Source organism: Pseudomonas sp. 1L-C-7-B-C1, assembly GCF_057291635.1.
In genome coordinates this window covers 47218-70855 of sequence record NZ_JBXAWH010000019.1, presented here as the reverse complement: position 1 = coordinate 70855, position 23638 = coordinate 47218, and the positions used below count along the sequence as shown (strand labels likewise).

The 23638-nt window shown below is 61.7% G+C and carries 20 protein-coding genes and 1 pseudogene; 3 read left to right on the top strand and 18 right to left on the bottom strand.

Going from position 1 to position 23638, the window contains the following annotated elements; genetic code table 11:
* Positions 1-65 precede the first annotated feature (65 nt).
* From AC0Z8Z_RS24385 to AC0Z8Z_RS24310, 16 genes and pseudogenes are all read right to left on the bottom strand, one after another.
* Complete coding sequence (locus tag AC0Z8Z_RS24385; protein WP_122536377.1) at positions 66-425, bottom strand: type III secretion protein HrpV; 360 nt, start codon at positions 423-425, stop codon at positions 66-68.
* 2 nt (positions 426-427) lie between these two features.
* On the bottom strand, positions 428-631 hold the full coding sequence (gene hrpT, locus AC0Z8Z_RS24380; protein ID WP_074891941.1) for an HrpT family type III secretion system protein: 204 nt from the start codon (positions 629-631) through the stop codon (positions 428-430).
* Positions 628-2733 (bottom strand): type III secretion system outer membrane ring subunit SctC, encoded by a 2106-nt coding sequence (gene sctC, locus AC0Z8Z_RS24375; protein WP_485620817.1) that lies wholly within the window; start codon positions 2731-2733, stop codon positions 628-630. Before sctC ends, hrpT begins: the two co-directional genes overlap by 4 nt.
* A 1-nt stretch (position 2734) precedes the next feature.
* Positions 2735-3163, bottom strand: coding sequence for a type III secretion protein (locus AC0Z8Z_RS24370; protein ID WP_485620816.1), 429 nt, complete (start codon positions 3161-3163; stop codon positions 2735-2737).
* Complete coding sequence (locus AC0Z8Z_RS24365) at positions 3150-3374, bottom strand: type III secretion protein (protein WP_485620815.1); 225 nt, start codon at positions 3372-3374, stop codon at positions 3150-3152. The genes AC0Z8Z_RS24370 and AC0Z8Z_RS24365 overlap by 14 nt, the downstream gene beginning before the upstream one ends.
* 89 nt (positions 3375-3463) lie before the next feature.
* Positions 3464-4045, bottom strand: a complete 582-nt coding sequence (gene sctL / locus AC0Z8Z_RS24360) for a type III secretion system stator protein SctL (RefSeq protein WP_485620814.1) — start codon at positions 4043-4045, stop codon at positions 3464-3466.
* A 37-nt stretch (positions 4046-4082) separates the two neighbouring features.
* The gene (locus AC0Z8Z_RS24355) at positions 4083-4625 is read right to left on the bottom strand and encodes a type III secretion protein (RefSeq protein ID WP_485620813.1); all 543 of its coding nucleotides are present in this window, start codon (positions 4623-4625) and stop codon (positions 4083-4085) included.
* Complete coding sequence (sctJ, locus tag AC0Z8Z_RS24350) at positions 4625-5428, bottom strand: type III secretion system inner membrane ring lipoprotein SctJ (protein ID WP_485620812.1); 804 nt, start codon at positions 5426-5428, stop codon at positions 4625-4627. Before sctJ ends, AC0Z8Z_RS24355 begins: the two co-directional genes overlap by 1 nt.
* A 9-nt stretch (positions 5429-5437) precedes the next feature.
* Positions 5438-5812, bottom strand: coding sequence for a type III secretion system inner rod subunit SctI (sctI, locus tag AC0Z8Z_RS24345; RefSeq protein WP_065989211.1), 375 nt, complete (start codon positions 5810-5812; stop codon positions 5438-5440).
* A 41-nt stretch (positions 5813-5853) separates the two neighbouring features.
* On the bottom strand, positions 5854-6903 hold the full coding sequence (locus AC0Z8Z_RS24340) for a type III secretion system effector HrpZ (RefSeq protein ID WP_485620811.1): 1050 nt from the start codon (positions 6901-6903) through the stop codon (positions 5854-5856).
* 53 nt (positions 6904-6956) lie between these two features.
* The gene (locus AC0Z8Z_RS24335; RefSeq protein ID WP_163022184.1) at positions 6957-7286 is read right to left on the bottom strand and encodes a type III secretion system major pilin HrpA; all 330 of its coding nucleotides are present in this window, start codon (positions 7284-7286) and stop codon (positions 6957-6959) included.
* Positions 7287-7456: 170 nt separating this feature from the next.
* A complete protein-coding gene (locus AC0Z8Z_RS24330) occupies positions 7457-8365 on the bottom strand; it encodes a sigma 54-interacting transcriptional regulator (protein ID WP_122536368.1) in 909 nt (302 codons plus the stop codon).
* A gap of 200 nt (positions 8366-8565) precedes the next feature.
* Positions 8566-9507: a sigma 54-interacting transcriptional regulator gene (locus AC0Z8Z_RS24325; RefSeq protein WP_485620810.1), complete on the bottom strand. Its 942-nt coding sequence runs from the start codon at positions 9505-9507 to the stop codon at positions 8566-8568.
* A gap of 1166 nt (positions 9508-10673) precedes the next feature.
* Positions 10674-11646, bottom strand: a pseudogene (locus tag AC0Z8Z_RS24320) (transglycosylase SLT domain-containing protein); the annotation flags it as partial.
* A gap of 132 nt (positions 11647-11778) precedes the next feature.
* Positions 11779-16383, bottom strand: a complete 4605-nt coding sequence (locus tag AC0Z8Z_RS24315; RefSeq protein ID WP_485620809.1) for an AvrE-family type 3 secretion system effector — start codon at positions 16381-16383, stop codon at positions 11779-11781.
* A gap of 117 nt (positions 16384-16500) precedes the next feature.
* Positions 16501-16941: a LexA family protein gene (locus tag AC0Z8Z_RS24310; protein WP_122625290.1), complete on the bottom strand. Its 441-nt coding sequence runs from the start codon at positions 16939-16941 to the stop codon at positions 16501-16503.
* 98 nt (positions 16942-17039) lie between these two features.
* On the opposite strand from AC0Z8Z_RS24310, the gene AC0Z8Z_RS24305 reads away from it, so the two are divergent.
* Positions 17040-17768, top strand: coding sequence for an SOS response-associated peptidase family protein (locus tag AC0Z8Z_RS24305; protein WP_485620808.1), 729 nt, complete (start codon positions 17040-17042; stop codon positions 17766-17768).
* A 42-nt stretch (positions 17769-17810) separates the two neighbouring features.
* Here AC0Z8Z_RS24305 and AC0Z8Z_RS24300 read toward each other — a convergent pair whose 3' ends face one another.
* On the bottom strand, positions 17811-20033 hold the full coding sequence (locus tag AC0Z8Z_RS24300; protein WP_485620807.1) for a TonB-dependent siderophore receptor: 2223 nt from the start codon (positions 20031-20033) through the stop codon (positions 17811-17813).
* Between the two features lie 481 nt (positions 20034-20514).
* Here AC0Z8Z_RS24300 and AC0Z8Z_RS24295 point away from each other — a divergent pair, with 481 nt between their 5' ends.
* A complete protein-coding gene (locus tag AC0Z8Z_RS24295; protein WP_485620806.1) occupies positions 20515-22002 on the top strand; it encodes a SulP family inorganic anion transporter in 1488 nt (495 codons plus the stop codon).
* Positions 22003-22121: 119 nt separating this feature from the next.
* On the opposite strand, the gene AC0Z8Z_RS24290 is transcribed toward AC0Z8Z_RS24295, so the two are convergent.
* Positions 22122-23006 (bottom strand): EamA family transporter, encoded by an 885-nt coding sequence (locus AC0Z8Z_RS24290; protein ID WP_172611482.1) that lies wholly within the window; start codon positions 23004-23006, stop codon positions 22122-22124.
* Between the two features lie 381 nt (positions 23007-23387).
* On the opposite strand from AC0Z8Z_RS24290, the gene AC0Z8Z_RS24285 reads away from it, so the two are divergent.
* Positions 23388-23588, top strand: coding sequence for a hypothetical protein (locus AC0Z8Z_RS24285; RefSeq protein WP_205484192.1), 201 nt, complete (start codon positions 23388-23390; stop codon positions 23586-23588).
* Positions 23589-23638 lie beyond the last annotated feature (50 nt).

Sequence of the window (23638 nt, the reverse complement as noted above, 5' to 3'; positions counted from 1 at the left end):
CCAAGTAACTCGCCGAAGGCGAAACAGTCTGCCCCCAGGCAGACGCCCTTGATCTTGATCTTGAGTTACTGCAAAACATCACTGAGATGCCCCAACCCCGCCAGCTCCAGCTCCTGCCGGCGAATACTGTCCAGACTCACCGGCGACTCCTGCGCCCCAGGCACCGCATGCCACACCACAAAATCCCGCTGCACATCCAAAAACAAAAAGAAGTCATTGAACAACTCCGCCTGCGAAAACCGCCGCTCCAACGCATCGCGCAACTGCTCCGGGCGCAAGGCCCGGCCCTCGATATGCAGCGCGATGCCCCAGTCCCGATGCTCACGTCGACTGACAAACGCCACGCCCGTCGCCACCGGCCAGATCGCCGCACGCTCGGCGGCGACGTGGGCGTAAAACGCTGCTTTTTCCGATACCCGAATCATGCTCAGTCCTTCAATGGCACCACAGTAAAATCCTGCTCATGGTCACGCTCATCAATCCCCTGACGCATGTCCGGCGGCCACCAGATCACCAGCTCCCGGTCATTGGAATCCGGCCGCTTGCACGAATAACCCGAGCACCCATGGGTGGCGCACCCCGCCAACGTGGCGGTGACCAGAAACAGCAAAAGCAAACCGCGCAGGTTCATCGTGTAGCCCCCTTGAGCAGCGAAGGTCGGTTCTGTTTGGCCTTGCTCGACACCTGCGGCTGGCGCAAGGCGATGTAGATTTCGCTCTCCGCCCCCGGCTGCAGCCACGCATGGGGCCAGGCGCTGACACCCATCACCCAGCGACCGCCGCAGCGGCTTTCGTCGATGCGCACCGGTTTGCTGGTGGTGTTGCGTGCCACGACCACCGCGATGCCCCAATCCTTGCGGGTAAACCACTGGGAACGCTGGCGATCCATGCTCAGCCCGACACCCGGATCACACAGGCTGTCGGCTTCGAACGGCAAGGTCTCGCCACTGTTGAAGCCCACCGGGGTCACGCCGTCGAGCAACTGGGTGAAGGCGTTCTGCACGTCACTGCGGGTGGGTTGTTCACCACCGTCGCGGCGTTCCTTGATGCGCTTCATCTGGTCATCGACGTCGTGGGGGTTGCCGTTCTGCACGTAGCGCGCCGGATTGATCTGATCGCCGATCAGCCGCGGCGTCAGGATGAACAGGCGCTCACGCTGGTTCAGCTCACGAGTGCGGGATTGGAACAGCAACTTGCCGATCACCGGGATGTCGCCCAGAAGCGGGATTTTGTTGACCTTGTCGGTGGTTTCCAGCCCATGAAAACCGCCAATGACCAGCGAGCCATGCTCGGCGATCACCGCCTGGGTGCTGACGTTGCCCTTGCGCACCGCCGGCTGGTCTTCGTTGATTTGCGAGGTGTCGATCTGGCCGTCTTCGATGTCGACGATCAGTTGCACCTGGGATTTGCCGTTCTGGTCCAGGGACCGCGGAATCACCTGCAAGCTGGTGCCCGCCGTGATCGCCTGAATGTCCGCGACGCGTTCGGAGGTGGCGGTGAGGTATTCGGTGCGGCTGAAGTCGATCACCGCCGGCTGGTTTTCCAGGGTCAGAATGGATGGGTTGCCGATCACCGACGCTGCGCCGTTGCCTTCGAGGGCATGCAGGTCGGCGGAGAACTTGCCGGCGTCCTGAATGAACAGCGTGGTGCTGGTGCCTTGATCGAACAAGTTGGCGCCGCCGCTTACGCTGCCGCCTTTGAAATTCCAGCGACTGGACAGCTGCGCCAGCTCGTTGCGATCGATGTCGAGAATCACCGCATCGATCTCGATCAGGTTACGCGGCGTATCCAGTTCCTTGACCAGCTTCTCGTACATCGCCCGGCGCTTGGGCAGGTCATAGATCAGCACCGAGTTGTTGCGCACGTCGGCGCTGACGCGGATCTTCGAGCGGCCCTTCTCTTCATTGGAGGACCCGCCGCGTTTGCCTTTGGAGCCCAGCACCCGATCCAGCCCCTGTTCGATGGCGCCGGTGTCAAAGCCCTGCCCGTCCATGCCGCCGTAATTCAGGCCGGAGGAAGTGGTGCCGCCATTGAGCGAACGGCCGGCGCCGCCCTGCCCTTGCAGCAGGTTGACGCCGTTAATGGATTCGCCTCGGGAACGGCTTTCCAGCAGCTCTTGAAGAATGCTGGCCACGCCGGCAACGGTGAGCTGTTGATCGCGATAACGAATGGTGCGGTCGGCGGCGTTGGCATACTTCAGCGGCAGGACCACGATGTCCTGCTTCTCGGCTTTTTCCGGGGCCTCGACCTTCTTGCTGTAACTGCGCACGAAGTCGACGTACTTGGCCGGGCCGCGCACCAGCACCACGCCTTCGTCGGGCAAGGCGCCCCAGCCGAAGCGTTTGTCCAGCAGACCGACATCGGACAGCGCCTGCTGCAGGTCATCGACCGCTTCCGGCGACACTTCGATGCGCGCCGAGGTCTGCTCGCTGGTGGGGCTGATGTACAGGGTTTCGTTGTAGACGAACCACTGGAAGTGATGCTCCTGACCCAGCCGGTCGAGGAATTCCTGGGGGTTCTGCGCACGAATGCGCCCATCCAGGGTGCCCGGCATCGCCGGCATGTCCAGGCCGATGCCGAACTCTTTGGCGAAGTCTGCCAGCGCAGTCGCCAGGTCGGTCTGCCGCGCGTCGTAGGCGTAGGCGGTGTGTTTCCAGGCGTCAGGCACCGCGGCCAGCGCCGGCGCAGCGATGCCGATCATCAGCAAAGGCAACCACATTAAGGCCTTGCGCATTTCACACTCCCGGTTGCCAGGTTTTGAGGGTCGAGCGGGACGGCGAGGCGGTCGCGCTGCGAATCGAGGTTTGCATGAGGCTGAGCATCGCGGCGCGCTGATTGGCCAGGCGCTCCAGACGTTCGAGCAGTTGCGTGGGATTGCAGGGGTCGGGAATCCAGCTCACCAACACCACGCAGCGGGTGTCGGGGTCGATGGCCAGGCCGCCTTCACAGGCACAGGCCACGCCGGCGCCGCCCTGGGTGAGCACCGCGTCAAGGCGCTGCGGGTCGCTGCCGTCATAGGGATCGAGCACATCGAGGCTCAGGCGAATGCCGTTGCCCGACACCGCCAGTCGCGCATTGGCGTCATCGATCCAGCAGTCCAGCGGCGCGAGCGGACGTCGCTCGCACCACTGAGCGAGGATCGCGCTGAATTCACTGAATTCCATCGATGATCGCTTTGGTGATGCCGTGTTTGGCGCGCAGCCCTTCATTGAGAATCATGTTGGCGACGTTGGTCTGCTGCGAGGCATCGCTGAACGCCTGGAAGTCTTCCATGGTGCCGCTTTCCGAGGCGGCTTCGGCGGCGTCCTGCATATCGTCCTGGGCGCGGGAATAGGAGTGATCGAGGTGGTTTTGCAGGGATTTGAAACTGATCATGCCGGTGCTCCAACTGAGGGATTCAACCCCTGAGTGGAACCTGCGGCCGCTCCGGTTCCATGAACCGTCACAACCGGGTCAAGAAAAACTCATGAAGGCGTCGACGATCCCACAAGACCACGGCGCAGGCTGCCCCAGTCGATGTCGAACGCACCGTTGGCGTCGCTCAGGCGCAAGGTCTGCGGCGCCAGCACCGGGTCACCTTTTAGCTGCCAGTGATCGGCGAAGCGACTGGCCGACAGCCACTCACCGAGGCTGTCGAGCATGTCTGGATGAGCGCTGAGCACGGCCCTGGTTTCGACGGTCTGGCCGGCGGCGAGATTCCTCATCAGCGCGCGAGTGCGTTCAGCGAGTGTGGTCTGATCGAGCAACTCGGCGAGGGCTTCGTTGAGCAAGGCTTCCACCGCCTCCATCGACTCCTCGGCAAAGGCCAGTCGCTGCTGCTCCAGTTGCTGCAGAAAACCGTTGGCGCTGTCCCAGAATTGCGCCAGCGCCTGGTTCTTTTCGTGCTGGGCCTGGGCGTGGGCGGCCGCCAGCATCTGCTCGGCTTCTGCGCGGGCATTGTCCAGCACTTCAGCAGCGAGCACGGTACCGGCCAAGTCTTCGCGACGCAGGATGTCAGTGACCAGCACGGCGGAAGAAGACAACACGAGACGACGCTTGGCGAGCATGTTCAGCTCCTGAAAAACAATGAGGTAACGGCAATCATCAAGGCGTCGTCACCCGCCACAACACCGAGTGCCACAGGGTTTGCAGCTTGTTCTCGGGCAGTTCTGCGCCGGGGGGCGGCAGGGCATCCGGCGCCCAGGACAGGCGCAGCCTCGACCAGCACGGCTCGCCCGCCCATGCCGCAAGCAACACCCGCGCATCGCTCACCGAAGCGTCCAGCCACAACCCGGGCCGCAACGCCTTGGCCACCGCCCGACACCAGGGCTCATGCACCTGCCCGGCGGCGTCAGCGCTCGTCTCCCCGCCCTGGCCGAAACAGATTCGGCCCGCCAGTGACAGCGCCCGGTGCCGCTGCGCTTCATCCAGTTGCAGCCACTGCATCAGCGAATCAACGGGCGGTGGCGGTTGGCTCGGGACCACGCCAACGCTGTGCAGAAAGACCTCGTGGCGGGTGCCGAGCAGCTCGGCGCAATCTTCGCGGGTCACGCCGCAATGGTCGGCAAACACATTGAGCCAGTCGGCATGGGCCCATTCCCACGGCGCGCACCACCAGCGAATCCAGTGCTCCTCGGCGCCAAACATTACGCCCGCACCGGCATGCTCGTCCGTGCACTGCGGCGCAGGCCGATGCGTTGCAACAGCGCATTGCGCCAGTCACCGCGCAGGATCAGCACGATCAAGGCAACCAGCAACAACGCGGCAAACGGCGCCAGCCATAGCATGCGATTCCAGAAGTCGAGGTTGGCGCTGTCGATCAGAAACGGCCCGAAATTCACCAGCCGTTCGGTGTCCTGAAACTCTGCCGCCGGCACGAACACGATGGCGAATTTTTTCGAATCCAGGGGCTCGCCGGACATCCCGGGGATGCTGCTGGCGACCATCTGCTGGATACGCCCGCGCACGCTGTCGGGATCCAGGGCCGAGGTGTGTTTGATGAACACCGCCGCCGACGCAGGCTGCACCGGCTCGCCCGGCGCGATGCGCTCGGGCAATACCACGTGAACGCGGGCGACGATCACGCCGTCGATCTGCGACAGCGTCGCTTCCAGCTCTTGGGACAACGCATAGATGTACCGCGCGCGCTCTTCCAGCGGGGTGGAAATTACCCCTTCCTTCTTGAAGATTTCGCCCAGGCTGGTGCGCGAACGACGCGGCAGGCCGGCGGCATCGAGGATCCGCACGGCACGATTGATCTCGGCGGTCGGCACGCTGATGACCACGCCAGTCTTCTCGCTGCGCTTGCGCGCATCGATGTGCTGGTCGGCGAGGCTGGCGATCACGTCGTTGGAATCCTGCTCGGACAGCCCGGTAAACAGGTCCGTGTCATCGCTGCACCCGCTGAGCAGCAGCATCAGGCAGATCAGTCCCGCAGTCAGGTAGTTCACGGCATGCCTCTACTGCAGATTGGTCAGTTTATCGAGGGCCTGAGCGCTCTTGCTGACGACTTTGGTGGTCAGCGCCATCTGCAGCGAATACTGCGACAGCGACCGGCTCATCTGGGAAATTTCCAGCGGGTCGTCGGTGGTGGACGCCCGTTTCATCTTGCGTGCGGCTTGCTGCGAAAGCTTGTCGGTGGCGCCAAGCCGTTCCGACAGTGCGCTGGCGATCTGTTCGGACAAATGACTCTGCTGCATCGACAGCTCGGGACGCATGGCGGCATTGAACAGATCGACGTCCGCCTGCGAAGGCCCGCTGACCAATCCCTGATCCAGGCGCGGCTCAAGATCGGTGGACGGCGATTTGAGTTGGTTGACATTGGAAAGGGTCACGGGTGTTCTCCGGCAGACGGTGTCGAGGGTCGCGGCTGGGTTCAGGACAGGCTGTTGCTGGTGTTACCGCCGCCCACCAGTGCCGAGACGAGGGCGGAAGCGGCCTGGACCAGCATGTTTTGCTGATCGTGCTGAGCGAACGGATTGGATTGCCCGCCTGCGCCGTTGACGCCGGCACCGTTCTGTTCAGCTTCCAGCCCTTTTTTGATCAGGCCGCTGAGCAGTTGCCCCAGGTCCTGGGTCACGCTATTGGTGGCACCGCCGGACTGTGACGCATCGTTCATCGGCGTACCGAGGCCGCCGCCGACGCTGGCGTTGACGCCCTTCTGCAGCAGGTCACCCAGCAGTTGGCCGAGGTCCTGAGTCGCGCTGTTCGGGGTCTGCGCAGCGCCGCCCGATGGATCGGTCGGGGACAGGCTGCTTACTGGATTGTTAAGCCCCGCGCCACCGCCTGCATCGCCCACGCCGTTCTGTTGCTGACCGAGCTGAGTGCCCAGCGAGTCCAGTGCCGAGCGGAATGCAGCGGTTTCCTTGCCGTCGAGGAAGGCGTCTTCCTTGAGCTCGTTTTTCCAGGAGCCAGAGTCCGGCGCGGGAAATTTCTGCGGATCCTGGGCCGTACGCTGGTCCATGAATTCGGCGATTTTTTCCAGCAGCGGCATGTCGCCCTTGGAGAAGGTCGTGCCCTCGCCCTGCTTGGTCAGCAGGTCATCCAGTGACGCCTTGGCCAGACCATTGAGGGTCTGCGACATCAGGTCCGGCGCGCCGGCACCCGCCTGGCCTGCATCGGCTGCGGCACCAAAGTTGTCGCCTAGCTTGTCTTTGATCAGGTCGCCCAGTGCGGCCTTGATCATGTCCGGATTGCCGCCGATCAGCGACGCCAACGGGTTGTTCTTCTCCATCTGCTTGCCGACCATCTGGCCCAGCGGCGACTCCTTGTCCAGGTGCCCGCCTTTGGTCAGCGCCTGAGCGAGCTGATCGATGACGTCCTTCAACGACTGCGGGGTCTTGTCGCCGCCCAGCGCGGGTTGGGAAACCACGGTACCGATGTGCAAGTTTTGCAGCGGATTGGTATTGGCATTGAGACTTAGCATGAGACCTCCATCCTCAAGTGGATGCCCCCTTTTTCAGGGGGCGCTCGGACCGATCAGTAACTGATGCCCTTGGCGTTCTGCGCCTCGGCACTGATCGCTTTGTTGGCGCTGTCTTCCTTGCCGGAACGGATGGCGCTGAGGACGTCGTTGGTCTGCTTGCGAATGTCGGCTTCGGTCTGCATGGCAATCAGACGCGCCTGGCTTGCATCGGCCTTCTCGGTAGCGGCGTTTTGTGCAGCTTCGGCCTTGGAAGGGGCGGCGGACTCGGTGATCTGGTTTTCCTGCTTGACGTTGGTCACAGCGCTGGCTGCCTGCTGAGTCATTTGCCCGCCCGCGTTGATCGCGCTGTTGGCGAAGCCACCGACCATTGAGATTGGATTCATGTCGAACACTCCTGAGTCATCACCAGCGAAAGTGCTTGGTGCCAATGGGTGGCCCGGACCTCGGGATCGGTTCCGCATGGGGCTCAATAAAATTCGGGATGTTCACGCAAGCTGCGGACAGGGACGTGTCGACGAGCCTGTGTCGCCAGAAGCCGCGCGGTGAGCGAAGGTCAGACGTCGAGTTCTTTCATGCGGTGGTAGAGCGTGCGACGGGGAATGTCGAGCTCCTGGCTCACGGCCTCGACGCTGTTGTTGTGACGCTTGAGCGCGGCCTGGATCAGCGCTTTTTCGATCACCCGCAGCTGCGATTTGAGCCCCGATGATTCGCCCTCCTCGCCGGACTCCCCGCCCAGCAGTGGAAAGCCCATGACGTGACGCTTGGCCGCTGACTTTAGTTCGCGGATGTTGCCCGGCCAGTCATGGTTGAGCAGGACGTGGCGCAGCACGCCCGTGGTCTCGGGCACCGGAATACCCGACTCCTGCGCCGCCGCCTCAGCGAAACGGGCGAACAGCGGAAGGATGCGGGCCCGCTGCTCGCGCAGCGGCGCCAGGGTCACGGTCAATACGTTCAGGCGGAAATACAGATCCCGGCGAAAACGCCCTTGTTCGACCATTTCGTCGAGGGAGCGCTGGGCCGAGGCGATGACGCAGACATCCAGTGCAATGGGCGTCGTCGAGCCAAGCCGTTCGACGGAGCGCGTTTCCAGCACCCGCAGGAGTTTGGCTTGCAGGCTCAGGGGCATGCTGTCGATCTCGTCGAGGTACAAGGTGCCGCCCTGCGCGGCCTCGATGTAGCCGACCCGCGCCCGGTCAGCGCCGGTGTAGGCGCCGCTGACCACGCCGAACAATTCGCTCTCGGCCAGGGATTCCGGGATGGCCGCGCAGTTCATCGCGACCAGCCGGCCCTTGCGACCGGACAGCGCATGAATCCGGCTGGCGACCGTGTCCTTGCCGGTACCGGTTTCGCCTGACAACAACAGGTCGATCCCCAACTGACCAAGACTGCGGGCGACCACGCGCAGGTTCGGCACCTGATGGTCGTCCTCCAGTTGCTCATCGAATAACTCGTACACACTCATCCACGACCTCTGGCATTTCAGGGTTGCGCGACATTGGCTGCGAGGCGTCCATTGCGAAACAGCGCGTTTGGTGCGGCAGGTATGTGTGAGACGCTGGGCAGGACTGCTCTCGTGGGACCGGCTTTAGCCGGGAAGGCGTCAGGCGCTACACCACACGATTGATACTGAACACACTGGCCTTTTCCCGGCTGAAGCCGGTCCTACGAAATCGCCGCTTCTTCCGCATCGTTCATGCCCAGCTCTTTCATCCGGTGATACAAGGTGCGCCGGGGAATGTCGAGCTCCTGCACCACCGCTTCCAGGCTGTGCTTGTGACGCTTGAGTGCGTCTTCGATGAGCATCCTTTCGATGACCCGCAGCTGGGTCTTCAATCCCGTTTCCTGATCGCGGTCCGGAGGGGCATCGCCGCCCAGCAGCGGGAAACCCAGCACGAAACGCTTGGCCGCGGACTTCAATTCGCGAATGTTTCCCGGCCATGAATGGCTGAGGAGCAGCTGCACCAGACGATTATCCAGATCGGGTACCGGGCAACCGAAATCGGCGGCGACTTCCTGGGTGAACTGGTCGAACAATGGCAGGATCTGTTCGCGACGCTTGCGCAAGGCTGGCATTTGAATGGTCAGCACGTTGAGCCGAAAAAACAGGTCGCGGCGAAAAAGCCCTTGTTCCACGAGTTCATCCAGAGGCCGCTGCGCCGAGGCGATAACCCGAAGGTCCACCGGAATGAAGTCAGTCGAGCCCAGTCGCTCGATGCCCCGGGTTTCCAGAATCCGCAGCAGCTTGGCCTGCAGACTCAGCGGCATGCTGTCGATCTCGTCGAGGTACAGCGTGCCGCCGCAGGCCGCCTCGATGTACCCCTCCCGGGACCGACTGACGCCGGTGTACGCGCCGTTCACCACCCCGAACAACTGACTCTCCGCCAGGGATTCCGGAATCGCGGCGCAGTTCATGCCGATGAAAGAACCTGTCCGACCGGACAAGTCATGAATACGTTTGGCCAGCGTGTCTTTGCCTGTTCCCGTCTCCCCGCACAGCAGCAAATCCATACTCAGGTTTGCGGTATTCAATGCTATCTGCTGGATATCCAGCGCTACAGTTTCAGGCTGACGCGGACAGTCGCTTACATCGATTTCTTCTCTCATCGATACCTCTTGTAGTGGGGCAAGCGATTTATTAATACCACGCATTCCAAAGGCAGCAATAATTAATTTTAGTTCCCCGGCGTCGCGAGATACACCCCGGTGATGGCACTTTGACTTTATTGAAGGACACCAACTAATTATCCGCAAAACATTCAAACGGCTATTTCAAATTATCCCTTGCCCCCGACTGGGCGATGACTTACGCGGGAGTACCGAGGGCCCGAACTGCCTCGCGCGTGCATCACAATAGCTTAACAATCAGCGGGTTATGCTCTGCCATGGTGCACTCCGTACTGATTGGCGAGGTTGCCCCTTCCTTCACGTCACCGCCAACCGTCAAACTTATTAATTAAGCTAGCGTAAACTCATACTTATCGGAGGGCCGCGCTTTAACTCGCCTTTGTAACTATATTACCCAGCGACCACTTACTAAACCTCGCTAACTCGCCCAACTCATATCGCGTCACCTCACTGAACTTATGTAACACTTTGCCAACCATCGAAGTGACCAACTCATTTAAACCTTATTGATTAGTTAATAACACTGCTAGTTTAACTGTGTTCGGAAATCCGACTGCTTCAACTCGGTTTTCCGAACGCCATTTACTGTACTCCCGCGTATAGGCCTAGAACCCTTGAATCTAGCGGGTCGGACAACAAGCCGTCGTTCATCTGGACTATTAAAACCAAAGCAAAGGTTTGCGCGTCGACACTGAGTGGATAATAGGATCCAACTACGCACTGCCCCGGATGGTCGCTCCGCAGGTAACGCCAATTAACCCACAGCCTTTATCCGCCCACTGCCACGGATGTTTCTAATTGTGTCTTCAGCGGCAACCGGCCACGATGTATCAGCGCTTTTACACATCGCCCGAAAGTTCGGTGAGATTCGGGTTAATTGATTGCGTGAATAAGTGCCAACCGACTGACCCGAGGGCGGAGGAAGGCTGAAAAGCAGGCGACCAAGCATGTGTCCGGGCCGACACACGACGGGCTCATTGCTGCCAAAAACAGGCCCCAGGCGGACAATCGCCTGGCGGACGCGTTGTGTCAGGGACGAACTGCACCCGCTGGGACGGCAGCAGTGCTGACCGCCAGTGCCTCGTTACCGGGCATGACATCGTCGGTCATTTTGCCGAGGGTGGCCGAAAGCTGTTCTAACTGGTCACGGGGCACCAGCACGCGGGAGGGTCCATCGGCGGTTTTTTTGCGCAGAAACGCCGGATTGAGGTTCAACAGCACCGAGCGATCGATGCCGGCACTGACCGCGAGGCGCTCAAGGTCCACCGGCCGCGCCAGCTCCAGCACCGTGAAATACGGCGCATTGGCCACCGGGCTGAGCTTCACGCCATAGCTCTCGGGTTCGCGCACCAACAACGACAGTGCCAGCAGGCGCGGCACGTAATCCTGGGTTTCCCTGGGCAAGCTGAGGTGCCAGTAATCCGTAGGCAGACCTCGGCGCTGATTCGCGTCGATGGCCCGGCTCACTGTGCCCTCCCCCGCGTTATAAGCCGCCATCGCCAGCAGCCAGTCGCCGCCGAACTGGGTGTGCAGACGGGTCAGGTAATCCATCGCCGCTTTACTGGACGCCACCACGTCCCGCCGACCGTCATACCAGGCGGTCTGACGCAGGTCGAAATCACGCCCGGTGGCAGCCATGAACTGCCACAGCCCCGCCGCGTTACGGATCGAATTGGCTTTGGGGTTGTAGGCGCTTTCGATGATCGGCAGCAAGGCCAGCTCCGCCGGCATCGCGCGCTGATCGAGGGTTTCGACGATGAAGTGGAGGTACGGGCTGGCCCGCTGACTGGCATTGCGGATGAACCCTGCATTGCCCAGCAGCCAGTCACGCTGGCGCACGATGCGTTCGTTGACGCCGTTGTCGTCGGCCAGGCGGAAATCCTGTCCCATCCGCTGCCAGATATCACTGCCGTCGTAGGGTTGCGTCGGCCGTGAATACGCCACCGGTTCTGCACTGCGATGGAGCCCCGCCACCAGGCGCGGCGTGCGTTCGGTACTTGCCTCGGGCGGCCCGTAAGACTGGCAACCGGTACACAACATCGCGACAGTCAGTGAAGCAATGCGCATCGGGCGAATGACACGCAAAGCGCCCGGGTACGGGCGGAAGGCAGGCGGCATGGGAGGTCATCCTGAGAGGTTTATGCTGTGTGACACGGCTGCCTGAACGGTTCCGTGGCGAGGGGCTGAATCGAGGAAAGTTCACGCTTCGGCCGGGCTGACAACGCCGACCGAAGCGGGTGAACGTTGGGGTTACGTCGGCCGATAGCTGCCCGCCCCCGTGGCCGCCATGTCCCTCAATGACGGCGTGTCGCGCTCGGCCGTCAACTGCCCTTCCAGTTTGTAGCCCACAGGTGCCTGCTGGGCCTCGGCGTAGTCGAAGGTGATCTCGCCGCGCAGCCGCTCGACACTCAGGTTGCTGCCGCTGCGGAAATTGGTCCACACCCCCGGCAAGGTGAACGAGTCTTCCTTGGCCGCATTGCGGAACACCGAAATGCTCTTGATGCGCAGGTTTTGCTCATTGTCCAGAATCCTCTTCAACCCGGCGTCGGTGAGTGTCCCGGCGATGGCCTGTTGATCGATCTCGGCCTTGGCGTCGTCCGTCACTTCCAGTTTGATCTCCGCCCGGGTCGTGCCCCGGCGGTCCTGCAGCTCCTTCAGCAACCCGGCCAGTTGCGGGTCCTGACTCATCAGGCCGGCGATTCTCTCGGCGTTGCCCGGGTTGGTCGTCCCCCCCAGCCAGGCGCGCACCGGATCGATGGCACGTTTGCTGTTGCTGGCGCGGTCGATGCGGTTGACGTTGCTCTGTTTGGTCGTGAAATCCATGGTCGTCATCAGCCGGGTGTTCTGATCCGCCGCCCTGTCCTGGCGCTGGGTCTGGCTGAGGCTGTTGAGTGCCGCGTACTGCGCATTGGTCAACGGTTCGGCGAACGGGATCGTTACTTTGGCGTAGGTCGAGGCCAGCGCATCCAGTTGCGCCTTTGCGTCCTTGCCCGACAGGTCGGGCGCATCGATCAGCGGAAACGCCTTTTCCAGTGTACTGGCCAGTGCCTTGGTCTCCGCCGGCAGCAACGGCAAGGTGTCCTTGAAACGGATATCAAACGCTTTGCCGGTCTTGTTCTCCACCACGACGCTGGCAGTGACACCCGTCGGTACCCCGCCCGACAGAAACACGTGGTTAGGCTGCGAGCTGAACGTTGCATCGAACAGCCGCGCATAGGCAGTCGCGCCGCCTTTCTCCAGAAAACGCACCCTGTTGTCACTGCGGATGTCGGTGCGCAAACCGTCCGACCCGCGCCCTTCCACCCGCTCCCGCTCGTAGCTGGCCAGGTTGGCGGTGCCCACGGCACCCGCCGAGACACGCAAGAAGCCCTTGACCGGCTTCGCGCCTATCTGCCCTGCATTGAGCCGGTATTCGGCGCCAAGGTTAAGGTCCACATCGGCGTTGTGCTTGGTGCCGGTGCGCACTTCCTGCTCGGAGCTTTCATCCAGGAAAGACAGGGGATGCAGCCGGCTGGCCACCGCCCCTTGCGCGTCGCCACTCTTTTGCAATGGTGTGCTGGTCAGGTCGCGCACGAAGCCTTCGATGTCCTCGTCGCGCACGAAAAAACTCAGCGCGTTGCTCTCGGTGTATTTGTATTTGAGGTCGGCACTGACGCCTAACCAGCTGCCGTTCTGTATCAGGTTGGCGGAGGTGTCCTGTTTCGGCGCGGCGTGATCGGCAAAGCCGGCGCCGAAGCCAATGTTGCCGCCGCCGGCCACGGCGCCGTCGCGGTTCATCGAGACCTTGAGGCCGCGCTCGTACCGGGTGAAGGTCAGGCCGTAAGTACGCTCCGGCTCGACGTTGACCCGTCCGCCCAGGTACGCAGGTCCTGTGACCGGACCACTGACACCAGCGTTGACGTTGCCGGCATAGTTGCGACTGATTTTCAGGTTCTCCCGGGGTTTGAGCTGACGCAGCGCCGTGCTGAGCTCTTCGCTCATGCGCGCGGGCGGGACGTCCATTCCGGCGCGCAGGTTCTGCGTCATCGGGTGCTTTTCATCGCGGAAGTATTTGAGCATCGTCTTGCTGGCGTCGTAGCTGGCCTCGAGTTCCGTGTGGCTGCGAAACCCGGCGTCGGTGTATTTCTTCAGCGGCGCGTTGGCGTATTCCTTGGCGTACGTCTGCTCAAGGGTATTTGCCACGCCATCGAGCAGCGCGTTCGAGGCATTGCCTTCGCGGGCGGCCGCCGTGAGCAGGTCAAGCTGTTGATTCAACTGAAAGAGCACATCGGCGTTGAGCGCCAGCCGCGCCTTCACCAGCGCCTGCGCATCGCCACGGTCGCGATCACCCTCGGGCTTGCGATGGCCGACCTGAAAGCGCTGGGATGTCAACTGTTCAAGTAACCCGTTCAGCGGTGTCCCGGTCACGCCGGAAACCGCCAGGGAGTGCGCCAGCCCGGCAACCATGTCATTGGCAACCGGTTTGGACGGCGTGAAGGTCGGGTTGTCCTGCCCGTCGCTCATCAGCACGCCATGGTCCTGGGCCAGCGAACGCAGCAACCGCTCGGTGTCTTCGGCAACCGTCTGGGTGGCTCGCTCTATGACGTCGGCGAGCAAGTCAGCCTTGGGGTTTTTGATGAAAGCACCGTTGCCGCGAATCTGCTCCAATCGCTCGCTCATCGCCGGGACCCTGGACGTGGGCCTCGTTCTCCAGCGTTGATCCAGTCGCGCCAGCATGTCCGATTCGGTTTGATAGACCTCCGCCAGACCTTTGCGGCCCTTAAACGCATGAGTGGCCTTGTCGAACGGCTTGCGCAGGCCCGACCCGACGCGCAGGTGCGACCTCAGGTAGTTCAACGGGCCGGGCGTCGCTTCCCGGGGCGTGACCGTTTCCATGTTCGCCCGCCCCAGCACGGCAGCGTTGACCTTGAGATTGCCGTGGCGGGTAAACCGACCCAAGGCGTCTTCACGGTCGGCGAGGCGTTGATGCAAGGCATGCTGTCGGGTCAATCTGGCGTCCTGCGGCGCAGGCGCAGTCAGGCTTCCATCGGCACCCAATTGCTGCTCGGTGGTGCCATGCTTCAGCAGCAACGCCCCATCGGGGGCAGTGCGAATACTATCCACCGAGACACCCGCTGGCAGATTCGGCTCAACCAGTTCCCAGGCGGACTGATCCTGGTGATGAACCCCCAAGCCCTGCTTGCCGCCCTGCCAGTGCTGCGCCGCCATGCGAAACAGCGCGCCGGCCTTGAGCACGTAGAGATCGCCGCCCGCGATAGTCATGTCCTGGATGTGACGTTGGTCGACCTCATGGGGATCCGGAATGCCCAGCGTTTCGTCGTCGCCAAAGCCCGGCAACGGCGGCAGCGCCTGGCGCGTGCCTTTCTGGTCGTGGGCGCGCAGGTGTCCGTCGCTCAGGGTGACGTAGCGATCATCGTTGAGCACCGCGATTTTTTCCGCGACAACATCATGGGCGCCCCGAAGTGTCGCGCCCGCTTTCACCTCGGTGCCATGCCCGGTGGTGAGGTCCGGGCCGCTGCCCATCGTTCGCGACAACGCCTGGGCCTGCACCGCCAGACGCTTGACCGCACCCTCTTTGTCGACCACATAGGCGAAGCCATCGTTGCCCTGATGCAGGTCCTGCAGATTCGACTCCGAACCTTTGCTCCACTCGTCGGTTCTCGGGTCCTTCACCAGCAGCTGACCGTCTTTGTGCGCCACGCTGCCACCGTCCAGATGGATCATCTCGTGGGCGTCGGGTACCAGCGTCGGCAAATTCCGTTGCTTGACCACCGCCGTGGACTGACTGAGGTTCCAGCCAGGCACGAAATCACCCTTGGTCGCGTCCCATTGAGCGGTGTGCTCCTTGCCATGACCGTCCTTGAACCGCGCGTTCAAGTTGCCGGCCTGGTCATTGAACAGACCGCTGAAAGTCAGCTTGCCAAATTCCGCGACCGCCAACTCCGTCGCTGCATGGGGCTGTAGATTCAGTGTGTCCGGCCACGGGTCGCCAGTCGGCAACCGACCTTTGTACAAACGCCCGCCGCCATCGACCATCAGCAAATGGGATCCGGCGGTGCCGATGGCTGAAGGCTTGTCGGCTTTTTTTTCACCCAACGGCGCGTTGTTGAGGGTCAGTTCCGTGGAGCGACCTTCCGGCTCCTCCAGGTGAACAGCCCCGTCGTGGGTCGACACCCCCAGCAACTCGTTGTCTTGTACGGCCGTCGCACTGACCGGATGGGCAAACATCACGCGCGCTGGCTGACTGTCGCCCAGCTTCCAGACAACACCTGCTTCATCGAGGGCGTGGACATCGTTGCCATCAAGGCTCAATGATTTGAATTTGCCCTCGTGGCCATCGGGCAGTCCGGCGGCGTGCCAGCTGGCGTCGCCGCCAAAGCGGAAAAGCTGCTTGTCATGAAGGGTCCAGACGTCCCTGCCAGCGCCCTCGAAAATGCCACTTTTCTGAGCCAGATGACCTTTGTCGAAGGGGATCGGTGGCGGCGTGCCACCGGCGCGATGAGGCCTGGAAGCAACATAGGCATGAACGGTATGCGCGGACGCATCGGCCCTGACGGCAAAGCCCTGGGCGTCGATCAACTGACCGCCCGGATGCTGGGCAAACGACTGGCCCGGCTTGTTGAGGATCTCGCTCAACAGGCGCTGTTCGTTGTCCAGCCCTCCAATGGTCGCCCTGTCGCTGACCTCCACCCGCCCCTGCGCGTTGACCGCCAGGGCGAGACGAGTCGGTGGACCCAACGGCTGCAGGGGAACGCCGGGGTTTGGTCCGGCGGCAGGCTGCTGCGCGCCGTCATGGCGGCGAAAGACCGAGGCACCGAAGTGTTGAAGCGATCGCAACGGGTTATCAAAGCGCATGAGCAGGAATCCATGGAAGCGTCCGCCTGTGTGGCTGCCGACGCCCGGAGGGTTCCCACCACATGGAGCGTTTTTACCTGCCGCCTTGCCCGCTCTCTCTATAAGGGAGCTCGTCCCTCACGAATGCATCACTTTGTCGTGATCGCGAACGCTGTATTTCACCACGCCCCAGATCAGCAACTCGTCGCCTTCCATGACGTAGCGCGGCGGGTATTTGCTGTTCTCGGATTTGAGGATGACCTCGTTGCCCCGCATGTGCAGGCGCTTGCAGACCGGTTCGGTATTCAGCGCGGCGATGACGATGTCGCCATGCTCGGCATAAAGGCTGCGGTCGACGATCACCAGGTCGCCGCAATAGATGCCCGCGCCCTGCATGCTGTCGCCTTCTATTTTCACGAGGTAGACGTGGGGTGCGCGGATGTCGAACAGCTCGTCCAGCGAGATGTGCCGCTCGATGTGATCGGCCGCCGGCGAAGGAAAACCCGCCGGCACCTGAAAGGCGTAAAGGGGAAACCGTTCGCCCGCTGCCGACAACCGGCCAAGGATGGTGACACTCATGAGACTGACCTTGTGTTTGTTAACTGTACGTATATACAGTTAACGTTCTCAGCCGCGCGCGGTCAATCTGGTAGGCAGGAAAATTCGACGGGTGACACATGTGCGGACGCTATTCGATCTACGAGCCAATGGACCATTACCTCAAGACGCTGGCGCCAGAGCAGTTGGTCATCAACGGCTATGATCTCTGGCCCATCGAGCGTTACAACGTGGCGCCGACCACCCGCGTTGAAATCATCCGGCCGGTCGCTGACGGTCTGAGCGTCGACAAAGTACGCTGGGGCTGGTCGCCCTTCTGGGCAAAGGGCAAACGGCCCGACCCGATCAATGCGCGGGTGGAAACCGTGATGACGGGCAAATTCTTCAAAGAACTGTGGCCGGACGGTCGCGCCCTGGCGCCGGCCAACGGCTGGTTTGAGTGGGTCAAAGACCCGAATGATGCAAAGCGCAAACAGCCTTGGTTCATCCATTTGAAAGACCGACAGCCTATGTACTTCGCCGCGCTGGGACAGGTCAGGCCCGGGCTTGAACCGGACGAACGCGACGGCTTCGTCATCATTACGGCTGCGAGTGACGCCGGCATGCTCGATATCCACGACCGTCGCCCGTTGGTGCTGACGCCGGAGCTCGCTCGGGAGTGGATCGATCCGCAGACGCCGGCATCACGGCTTGCGCAAATCGCTCAGGAAGGTTGCCGACCGGTCAGTGATTTTCGCTGGCACGCGGTGGGCAGAGACGTGGGCAATGTGCGCAACGACGGCGCCAGGCTGATCGAGGCCCTGGAGGGGCCCGGTCTGGCAGAGAGTCAAACCACGCTCGACTTTTGATCGCTGCATTGCGCGGTCAAACGTTGCACGACAGCGGCGTGATCAGAGCGTCCACTTCACCGAGAACATCAGGTTGCGCGGATCGCCGTAAACGCCGGTGCCGGACTCTTTCGGGATGCCCTGCCAGTAGCGCTTGTCGAAGAGGTTGTTGACATTGACCCGGCCGTCCCAGTGCTCGTTCAGCTTGTAGCCGGCCATCAGGCCGACGATGCCGTAAGCGTCCTGGTCCGCCTGACCGTCGCCGACGCGGTTGAAGGTCTTGCTCTGGGCCAGCACGTCAGCCCCCACTCGCCATTTGTGCAGCTCCCCGGGCAAGGTGTAGCTGGTCGCGGCTTTGAACAGATGCTTCGGCTGTTCAGGGGCGAACAGTTTGCCTTCGTTGCTTTTGATGCCGTCTTCGACAAACTGGCTCAGCACGTAGGTGTAGGATGCCGAGACCTGCCAGTCCGGCGTCAGCGCGCCGCTCAGCTCGGTGTCGATGCCGCGGCTGCGCACCTTGCCCGCTGCCGCATAGCAGCTGGTCGCCGGGAAACCCGGGCAAGTAGCGGCGCTTTGATTTTGCTCCTGATAGGCGCGGTTCTCTTGCTCCATTTCAAACAGCGCCACCGAGGCGTTCAGGGCACCGTCGAAATACTCACCCTTCAGGCCGATCTCGTAGTTTTTGCCGGTCATTGGCTTGAGCACCGAGCGCGATGAATCCGTCTCGGTCTGCGGCTTGAAGATTTCGGTGTAACTGGCGTAGGCCGAGTATGTCTCGTTCAGGTCATAAATGACGCCGGCGTACGGCGTGACTTCGCGGACCACCTTGTAATCGCCATCGCCCACGCGGTTGTCGTAGTCATACCAACTGACGCGGCCGCCGAGGATGACGTGCAGCGGGTCGATCGGGTTCAGGCGCGCGGCGGCGTAAACGCCTTCTTCGGTGGCGGCGTTGCGGGTTTCATACAGGCTGGTGTCGACGTCAGGTTTGGGCAGTGAATGGGTCGGGTTGTAGAGATCGATCGGCGTGCCATCGGTCCAGCCGCCCCACTGGTGAAACTTCTCCTGCCGGTGACTCACGCCCACGACCAGCTCATGCTCGCGACCAAACATCTGAAACGGCCCGCTGAGAGAGGCGTCGAGGTTGGTCTGGTCATCGTCGTCGCGATATTTGCCGTGGTATTGCTGAAAGCCCAGACCGTCGTAGTTGCCGATGTAGCTGGAGAAGGTGTCTGCTTCGGCCCAGATCTTCTGCCCGGCGAGCTTGGCCGACCAGCCGTTGTCGAAACGGTGGGTGACGTCGGTGAAGAACATGATGTTGTCTTTGTTCCAGTACGACCAGTCGTTGCTGAGGAACGTCGAACGCTTGAGGTGCAGGTCTTCGCCGTTCGGACCACTGGGCAGACCGCCCCAGTCCGAGGTGTTGTCGTCACGCTGCTTCGACGCGCCCACGGTCCAGGTGGTCGAGTCATTGAGGTCGGCTTCGAGAATCCCGTAAAAGGTCTGGCGCTGGTTTTTGCGGATGTCGGAGAAGCTCTTGTCGTCTTCGTACGCCGCCACCACGCGGCCGCGAACAGTGCCGGAATCATTGAGCTTGTTCGAGGCATCGACCTCGGTGCGGTAGCGGTCCCAACTCCCAGCGCTGGTGGTCACGCTGACCTGTGGCACGGCGGTGGGATGCTTGCGCACCAGGTTCAACGTCGCTGCCGGGCTGCCCGCGCCGGTCATCAGTCCCGTCGCCCCGCGCACCACTTCGACGCGGTCATACATGGCCAGATCCGCGCCGGAAATCACGTCCTGGGTGTACGCGCTGATGCTGCTCGGCAGCCCGTCGTACATGATGTTGTCGATCTTGAAACCGCGCGCCAGGAACTCCTGACGGTCCGACGCCGTTCGGTGCAGCGTCACGCCGGGCGCGTACTTCACCACGTCGTTCAGGTCGTTCATGCCCTGATCGTCCATGCGCTGGCGGGTGATCACACTCACCGACTGCGGCGTCTCGCGGATGGACAACGGCAGCTTGGTCGCCGTGTTCATGGAACCCGTTGTGTAAGAGCCCGAACTTTCCGTGGTCGCCTGCCCGGCGATGCCGTAATCGGCGTTGATGCTCAGACCTTCCAACGCGACTGCGCCCGGCGCCGAGTTGGCGCTGTCACTGCCTGATTGAGCGGCCGAGGTCGACGATGGCCGATCGGGCAAATCCTGCTGCACTGGCGCTGCGATGGACTGGCTGGAGAAACCAAGGGCAACTAGTGCCGACAAAGCTGGCAGGACGGGACGTAGCATCGGGTGCTTCCTGGAGAGGACGAAGGCGTGCTGATCCGCGGCACGGCACCCTGAAGAGCGACGTTCCGCATGGCGAAAAGCTATGAGGGCGCCGATCGTAACAATCTTTTCATGAATTGTTAATGCAAAGCGTTTCCATTTGTAAAAGCGTGTGATTTGGCTTTACTGCGTTCATGTCCATCAGTCGGCGCGGGCTAACCCATGCTGGACCAAGCGCCGAGAGGAGGATTATGATGCCCCGGCCTCACGACCCACGATAAGTAATCAAAAGGTACAACCTTGCCCCGTTCCAACTGGCTGCCTACGCCGCCTTAGCGCTACGCCCCCCTCGCTTGACCCTGACCGCCACCTGACTGCGGTCGAACTCTGCTGCGCCTGATTTTCTGGCCGCGGCTAATCCACAACTCAATTGAAACAGACACACGTGTATCGCTCGGCGCCCGTCGCTGTGCGTCATGCCGTGCCTGCCATGGGTGAATAAATGTTTGAAAACATCAGAACCGCCTGGCTGTCCGACGCCAGAGCGAACGTACTCGCTGGACTCGTTGTTGCGCTGGCCCTGATCCCCGAGGCGATTGCCTTCTCCATCATTGCAGGCGTCGACCCAAAGGTCGGCCTGTATGCCTCTTTCTGCATCTGCACCGTCATCGCCTTCGTCGGCGGCCGCCCGGCGATGGTGTCGGCGGCGACCGGAGCGATGGCCCTGCTCATGGTCAATCTGGTCAGGGACCATGGCCTTCAATACCTTCTGGCAGCTTCGTTGCTGTGCGGGGTGCTTCAGATCATGGCCGGCTATCTGCGCCTGGGCGAGCTGATGCGTTTCGTCTCCCGCTCCGTCGTGACCGGGTTCGTGAACGCTCTGGCGATCCTGATCTTCATGGCCCAACTGCCGGAACTCACAGGAGTGACCTGGCCGGTTTATGCCCTGACGGCGGGCGGGCTGGCCATCATTTACCTGTTTCCCCGACTGCCGGTGCTGGGGACGCTGCTCCCCTCGCCGCTGGTGTGCATTATCGTACTCACCGCGATTTCAATCTCAATGGGACTGACCGTACACACCGTGGGCGACATGGGATCGTTGCCTGACAGCCTGCCGATATTTCTGTGGCCGGACGTCCCCCTGAACCTCGACACCCTGCTGATCGTTTTGCCCTACTCTGCCGCCCTGGCGATCGTAGGACTGCTGGAGTCGATGATGACCGCGACCATCGTCGACGACCTGACTGACACCTCCAGCAACAAGAACCGCGAGTGCAAGGGGCAAGGCATCGCGAACATTGCGTCCAGCCTGATAGGCGGGATGGCAGGCTGCGCAATGATCGGGCAGTCGATGATCAATGTGAAATCCGGCGGCCGCACCCGACTGTCCACGCTGAGCGCCGGGGTATCGCTGCTGGTGATGATGGTCTTCCTCGGCGACTGGCTTGCGAAAATCCCGATGGCGGCGCTGGTGGCCGTGATGATCATGGTGTCGATCAGCACGTTCAGCTGGGACTCGATCCGCAACCTCAAAAAGTACCCGCTTTCAACCAACATCGTCATGGTAGTGACGGTCGTGGTCGTGGTCGCCACCGACAACCTGGCCTTCGGCGTCGTCGCGGGCACCTTGCTGGCGGCGATGTTCTTCGCAAACAAGATCGGCCATCACCTCGATGTGAGCTCAACCCGTGATCCCGAGCACCCTCACCGCACGTATCAGGTAACCGGTCAGGTGTTCTTCGGATCAGCGGACCGGTTTATCCGATCCTTTGATCTCAAGGAGCCCCTCGAGACGTTGGCAATTGACCTTCGCGCCGCGCACTTCTGGGACATCACGGCGGTTGCGGCGTTGGACAAAGTCGTACTCAAACTTCGTCGACTGGGGGTCCATGTGGATGTCATCGGGATGAACCAGGCCAGTGCAACCCTCGTGGATCGCTTCGGCATTCATGACAAACCGGGCGGTTTAGAGACGCCAATGGGGCACTGACCGCAGCAAAACGGTCAATAGTGACGCCGGGAAGGCTTGGCAACGGCTTGCGCTGCGCAGAGACGCAGCGCTGCAATAGATAGGCGTGGCGTGCGAAAGTGATCCCGCGTCACCCGTCATCAAGCCACCGCGCGGCGCCCTCTACCGAATAATTTAGGGCCCAACAAATTGACTGTCAGACCCAGCATCACAAGCACACCCCCCGCGCATTGCAGCACGCTGAGTCGCTCGCCCAGCACCAACGCCGAGGAACTGAGGCCGACCACCGGCACCAGCAGGGAAAACGGCGCGACTTTGCCCGCAGGGTAGCGCGACAGCAGCTTGCTCCAGCTGATGTAGCCGAAGAGCGTGGCGACGAAGGCCAGATAAGCCAGGGACAGCACCGAGCTCCATCCCAGATTGAGCAGTGAATGCTCAATGAGCGCTGGCCCCTCCAGCCACAACGACATGGCGAGGAACGGCAGCGGCGGCACGATAGCACCCCAGACCACCAGGGCGACGAGATCGACGTTCCCAAACCGGCGCGTGATGATATTGCCCAACGCCCACATCGACGCCGCGCACAACACCAGCAACACCGCCAGCAGTGGAGTTGCGGCCCCCGTGCCCATGCCGATGAGGGTGAGCCCGCCTGCGGCGATCAATAAGCCAGCCACGCTGTACACGCGTAATTTCTCACCGATGAATATCGCGGCGAACAGCAGGGTAAAGAATGCCTGCGCCTGCAGGAGCAAGGAGGCCAGCCCCGGTGGCATTCCACGGGCCATGCTCTCGAACAGAAAGGCGAATTGACCGAAAGAAATGGTCGCTCCATACGCAAGCAGCCAGAACCACGGCAGCTTTGGGCGGCGGATGAAAAACACGGCGGGAATCGCGACCAGCGTGAAGCGGAGTGCGCCGAGCAACATCGGCGGCAGGCCATCCAGGCCGTATTTGATCACGATGAAATTCAAACCCCACGCAATGATGACGAGCAATGCCAGGCACAGGTCTTTAAACGGCATGGGGTTCCTTGGAAGGTGACTGCAGCGCGCTGCTGGGCGAAATGGGCACGGCGAATTGTGCAGGAGCATACGGATGTGTTCAACCGGACGGGCGTTGCAGGGGGTTCGCATGCTTTTCTCGGCGGCTCGCGCCGCTATTCTGCGGCCCTGAGCACTTACTGCCACCCATCGACGATAAATCGCCGGTTGAGTGCTACCCCTTCTAAAACCGGGAACTAACGGCTCAGGCCATTCTCGGAATAACGTGAATGGGGCTCTCTGGGAATGATGCCGGAGCAACAACCCTGGTGTAACACTGCCGCGCTGTTTCGCAGATCGCAGACAAAAGCCCCGGCCGCGCCATGCTGGCGCGGCCATCCACCCAGCAAAGGAGCCGCATCGATGGACTTTAAAGACGTAGCCGAAGTGATCACTACCAGCAGCACCTCGGGTGCCAACGATCTATTAGGCAAAGGCTGGACATTGCTTGCCGTTGTGGCGGGCAACAGCGGGCCGGATTTCGTGTTTGGCCGACACAAGGATCAACCAAAGCTGGCCGGCAAGAAAAACTCCGGCGAGCTTCTGGGCGACGCCGACCTTTAAGGGAATGCGCCGGGAAGCCAGCTGCCTCAATTGAGGTAACGACGATATTG

Coding starts and splice junctions, on each gene's coding strand:
- AC0Z8Z_RS24385 (WP_122536377.1), bottom strand. CDS start 425: ATGATTCGGGTATCGGAAAAAGCAGCGTTTTACGCCCACGTCGCCGCC.
- hrpT (WP_074891941.1), bottom strand. CDS start 631: ATGAACCTGCGCGGTTTGCTTTTGCTGTTTCTGGTCACCGCCACGTTG.
- sctC (WP_485620817.1), bottom strand. CDS start 2,733: ATGCGCAAGGCCTTAATGTGGTTGCCTTTGCTGATGATCGGCATCGCT.
- AC0Z8Z_RS24370 (WP_485620816.1), bottom strand. CDS start 3,163: ATGGAATTCAGTGAATTCAGCGCGATCCTCGCTCAGTGGTGCGAGCGA.
- AC0Z8Z_RS24365 (WP_485620815.1), bottom strand. CDS start 3,374: ATGATCAGTTTCAAATCCCTGCAAAACCACCTCGATCACTCCTATTCC.
- sctL (WP_485620814.1), bottom strand. CDS start 4,045: ATGCTCGCCAAGCGTCGTCTCGTGTTGTCTTCTTCCGCCGTGCTGGTC.
- AC0Z8Z_RS24355 (WP_485620813.1), bottom strand. CDS start 4,625: ATGTTTGGCGCCGAGGAGCACTGGATTCGCTGGTGGTGCGCGCCGTGG.
- AC0Z8Z_RS24340 (WP_485620811.1), bottom strand. CDS start 6,903: ATGCTAAGTCTCAATGCCAATACCAATCCGCTGCAAAACTTGCACATC.
- AC0Z8Z_RS24335 (WP_163022184.1), bottom strand. CDS start 7,286: ATGAATCCAATCTCAATGGTCGGTGGCTTCGCCAACAGCGCGATCAAC.
- AC0Z8Z_RS24330 (WP_122536368.1), bottom strand. CDS start 8,365: ATGAGTGTGTACGAGTTATTCGATGAGCAACTGGAGGACGACCATCAG.
- AC0Z8Z_RS24325 (WP_485620810.1), bottom strand. CDS start 9,507: ATGAGAGAAGAAATCGATGTAAGCGACTGTCCGCGTCAGCCTGAAACT.
- AC0Z8Z_RS24315 (WP_485620809.1), bottom strand. CDS start 16,383: ATGCGCTTTGATAACCCGTTGCGATCGCTTCAACACTTCGGTGCCTCG.
- AC0Z8Z_RS24310 (WP_122625290.1), bottom strand. CDS start 16,941: ATGAGTGTCACCATCCTTGGCCGGTTGTCGGCAGCGGGCGAACGGTTT.
- AC0Z8Z_RS24305 (WP_485620808.1), top strand. CDS start 17,040: ATGTGCGGACGCTATTCGATCTACGAGCCAATGGACCATTACCTCAAG.
- AC0Z8Z_RS24300 (WP_485620807.1), bottom strand. CDS start 20,033: ATGCTACGTCCCGTCCTGCCAGCTTTGTCGGCACTAGTTGCCCTTGGT.
- AC0Z8Z_RS24295 (WP_485620806.1), top strand. CDS start 20,515: ATGTTTGAAAACATCAGAACCGCCTGGCTGTCCGACGCCAGAGCGAAC.
- AC0Z8Z_RS24290 (WP_172611482.1), bottom strand. CDS start 23,006: ATGCCGTTTAAAGACCTGTGCCTGGCATTGCTCGTCATCATTGCGTGG.
- AC0Z8Z_RS24285 (WP_205484192.1), top strand. CDS start 23,388: ATGGACTTTAAAGACGTAGCCGAAGTGATCACTACCAGCAGCACCTCG.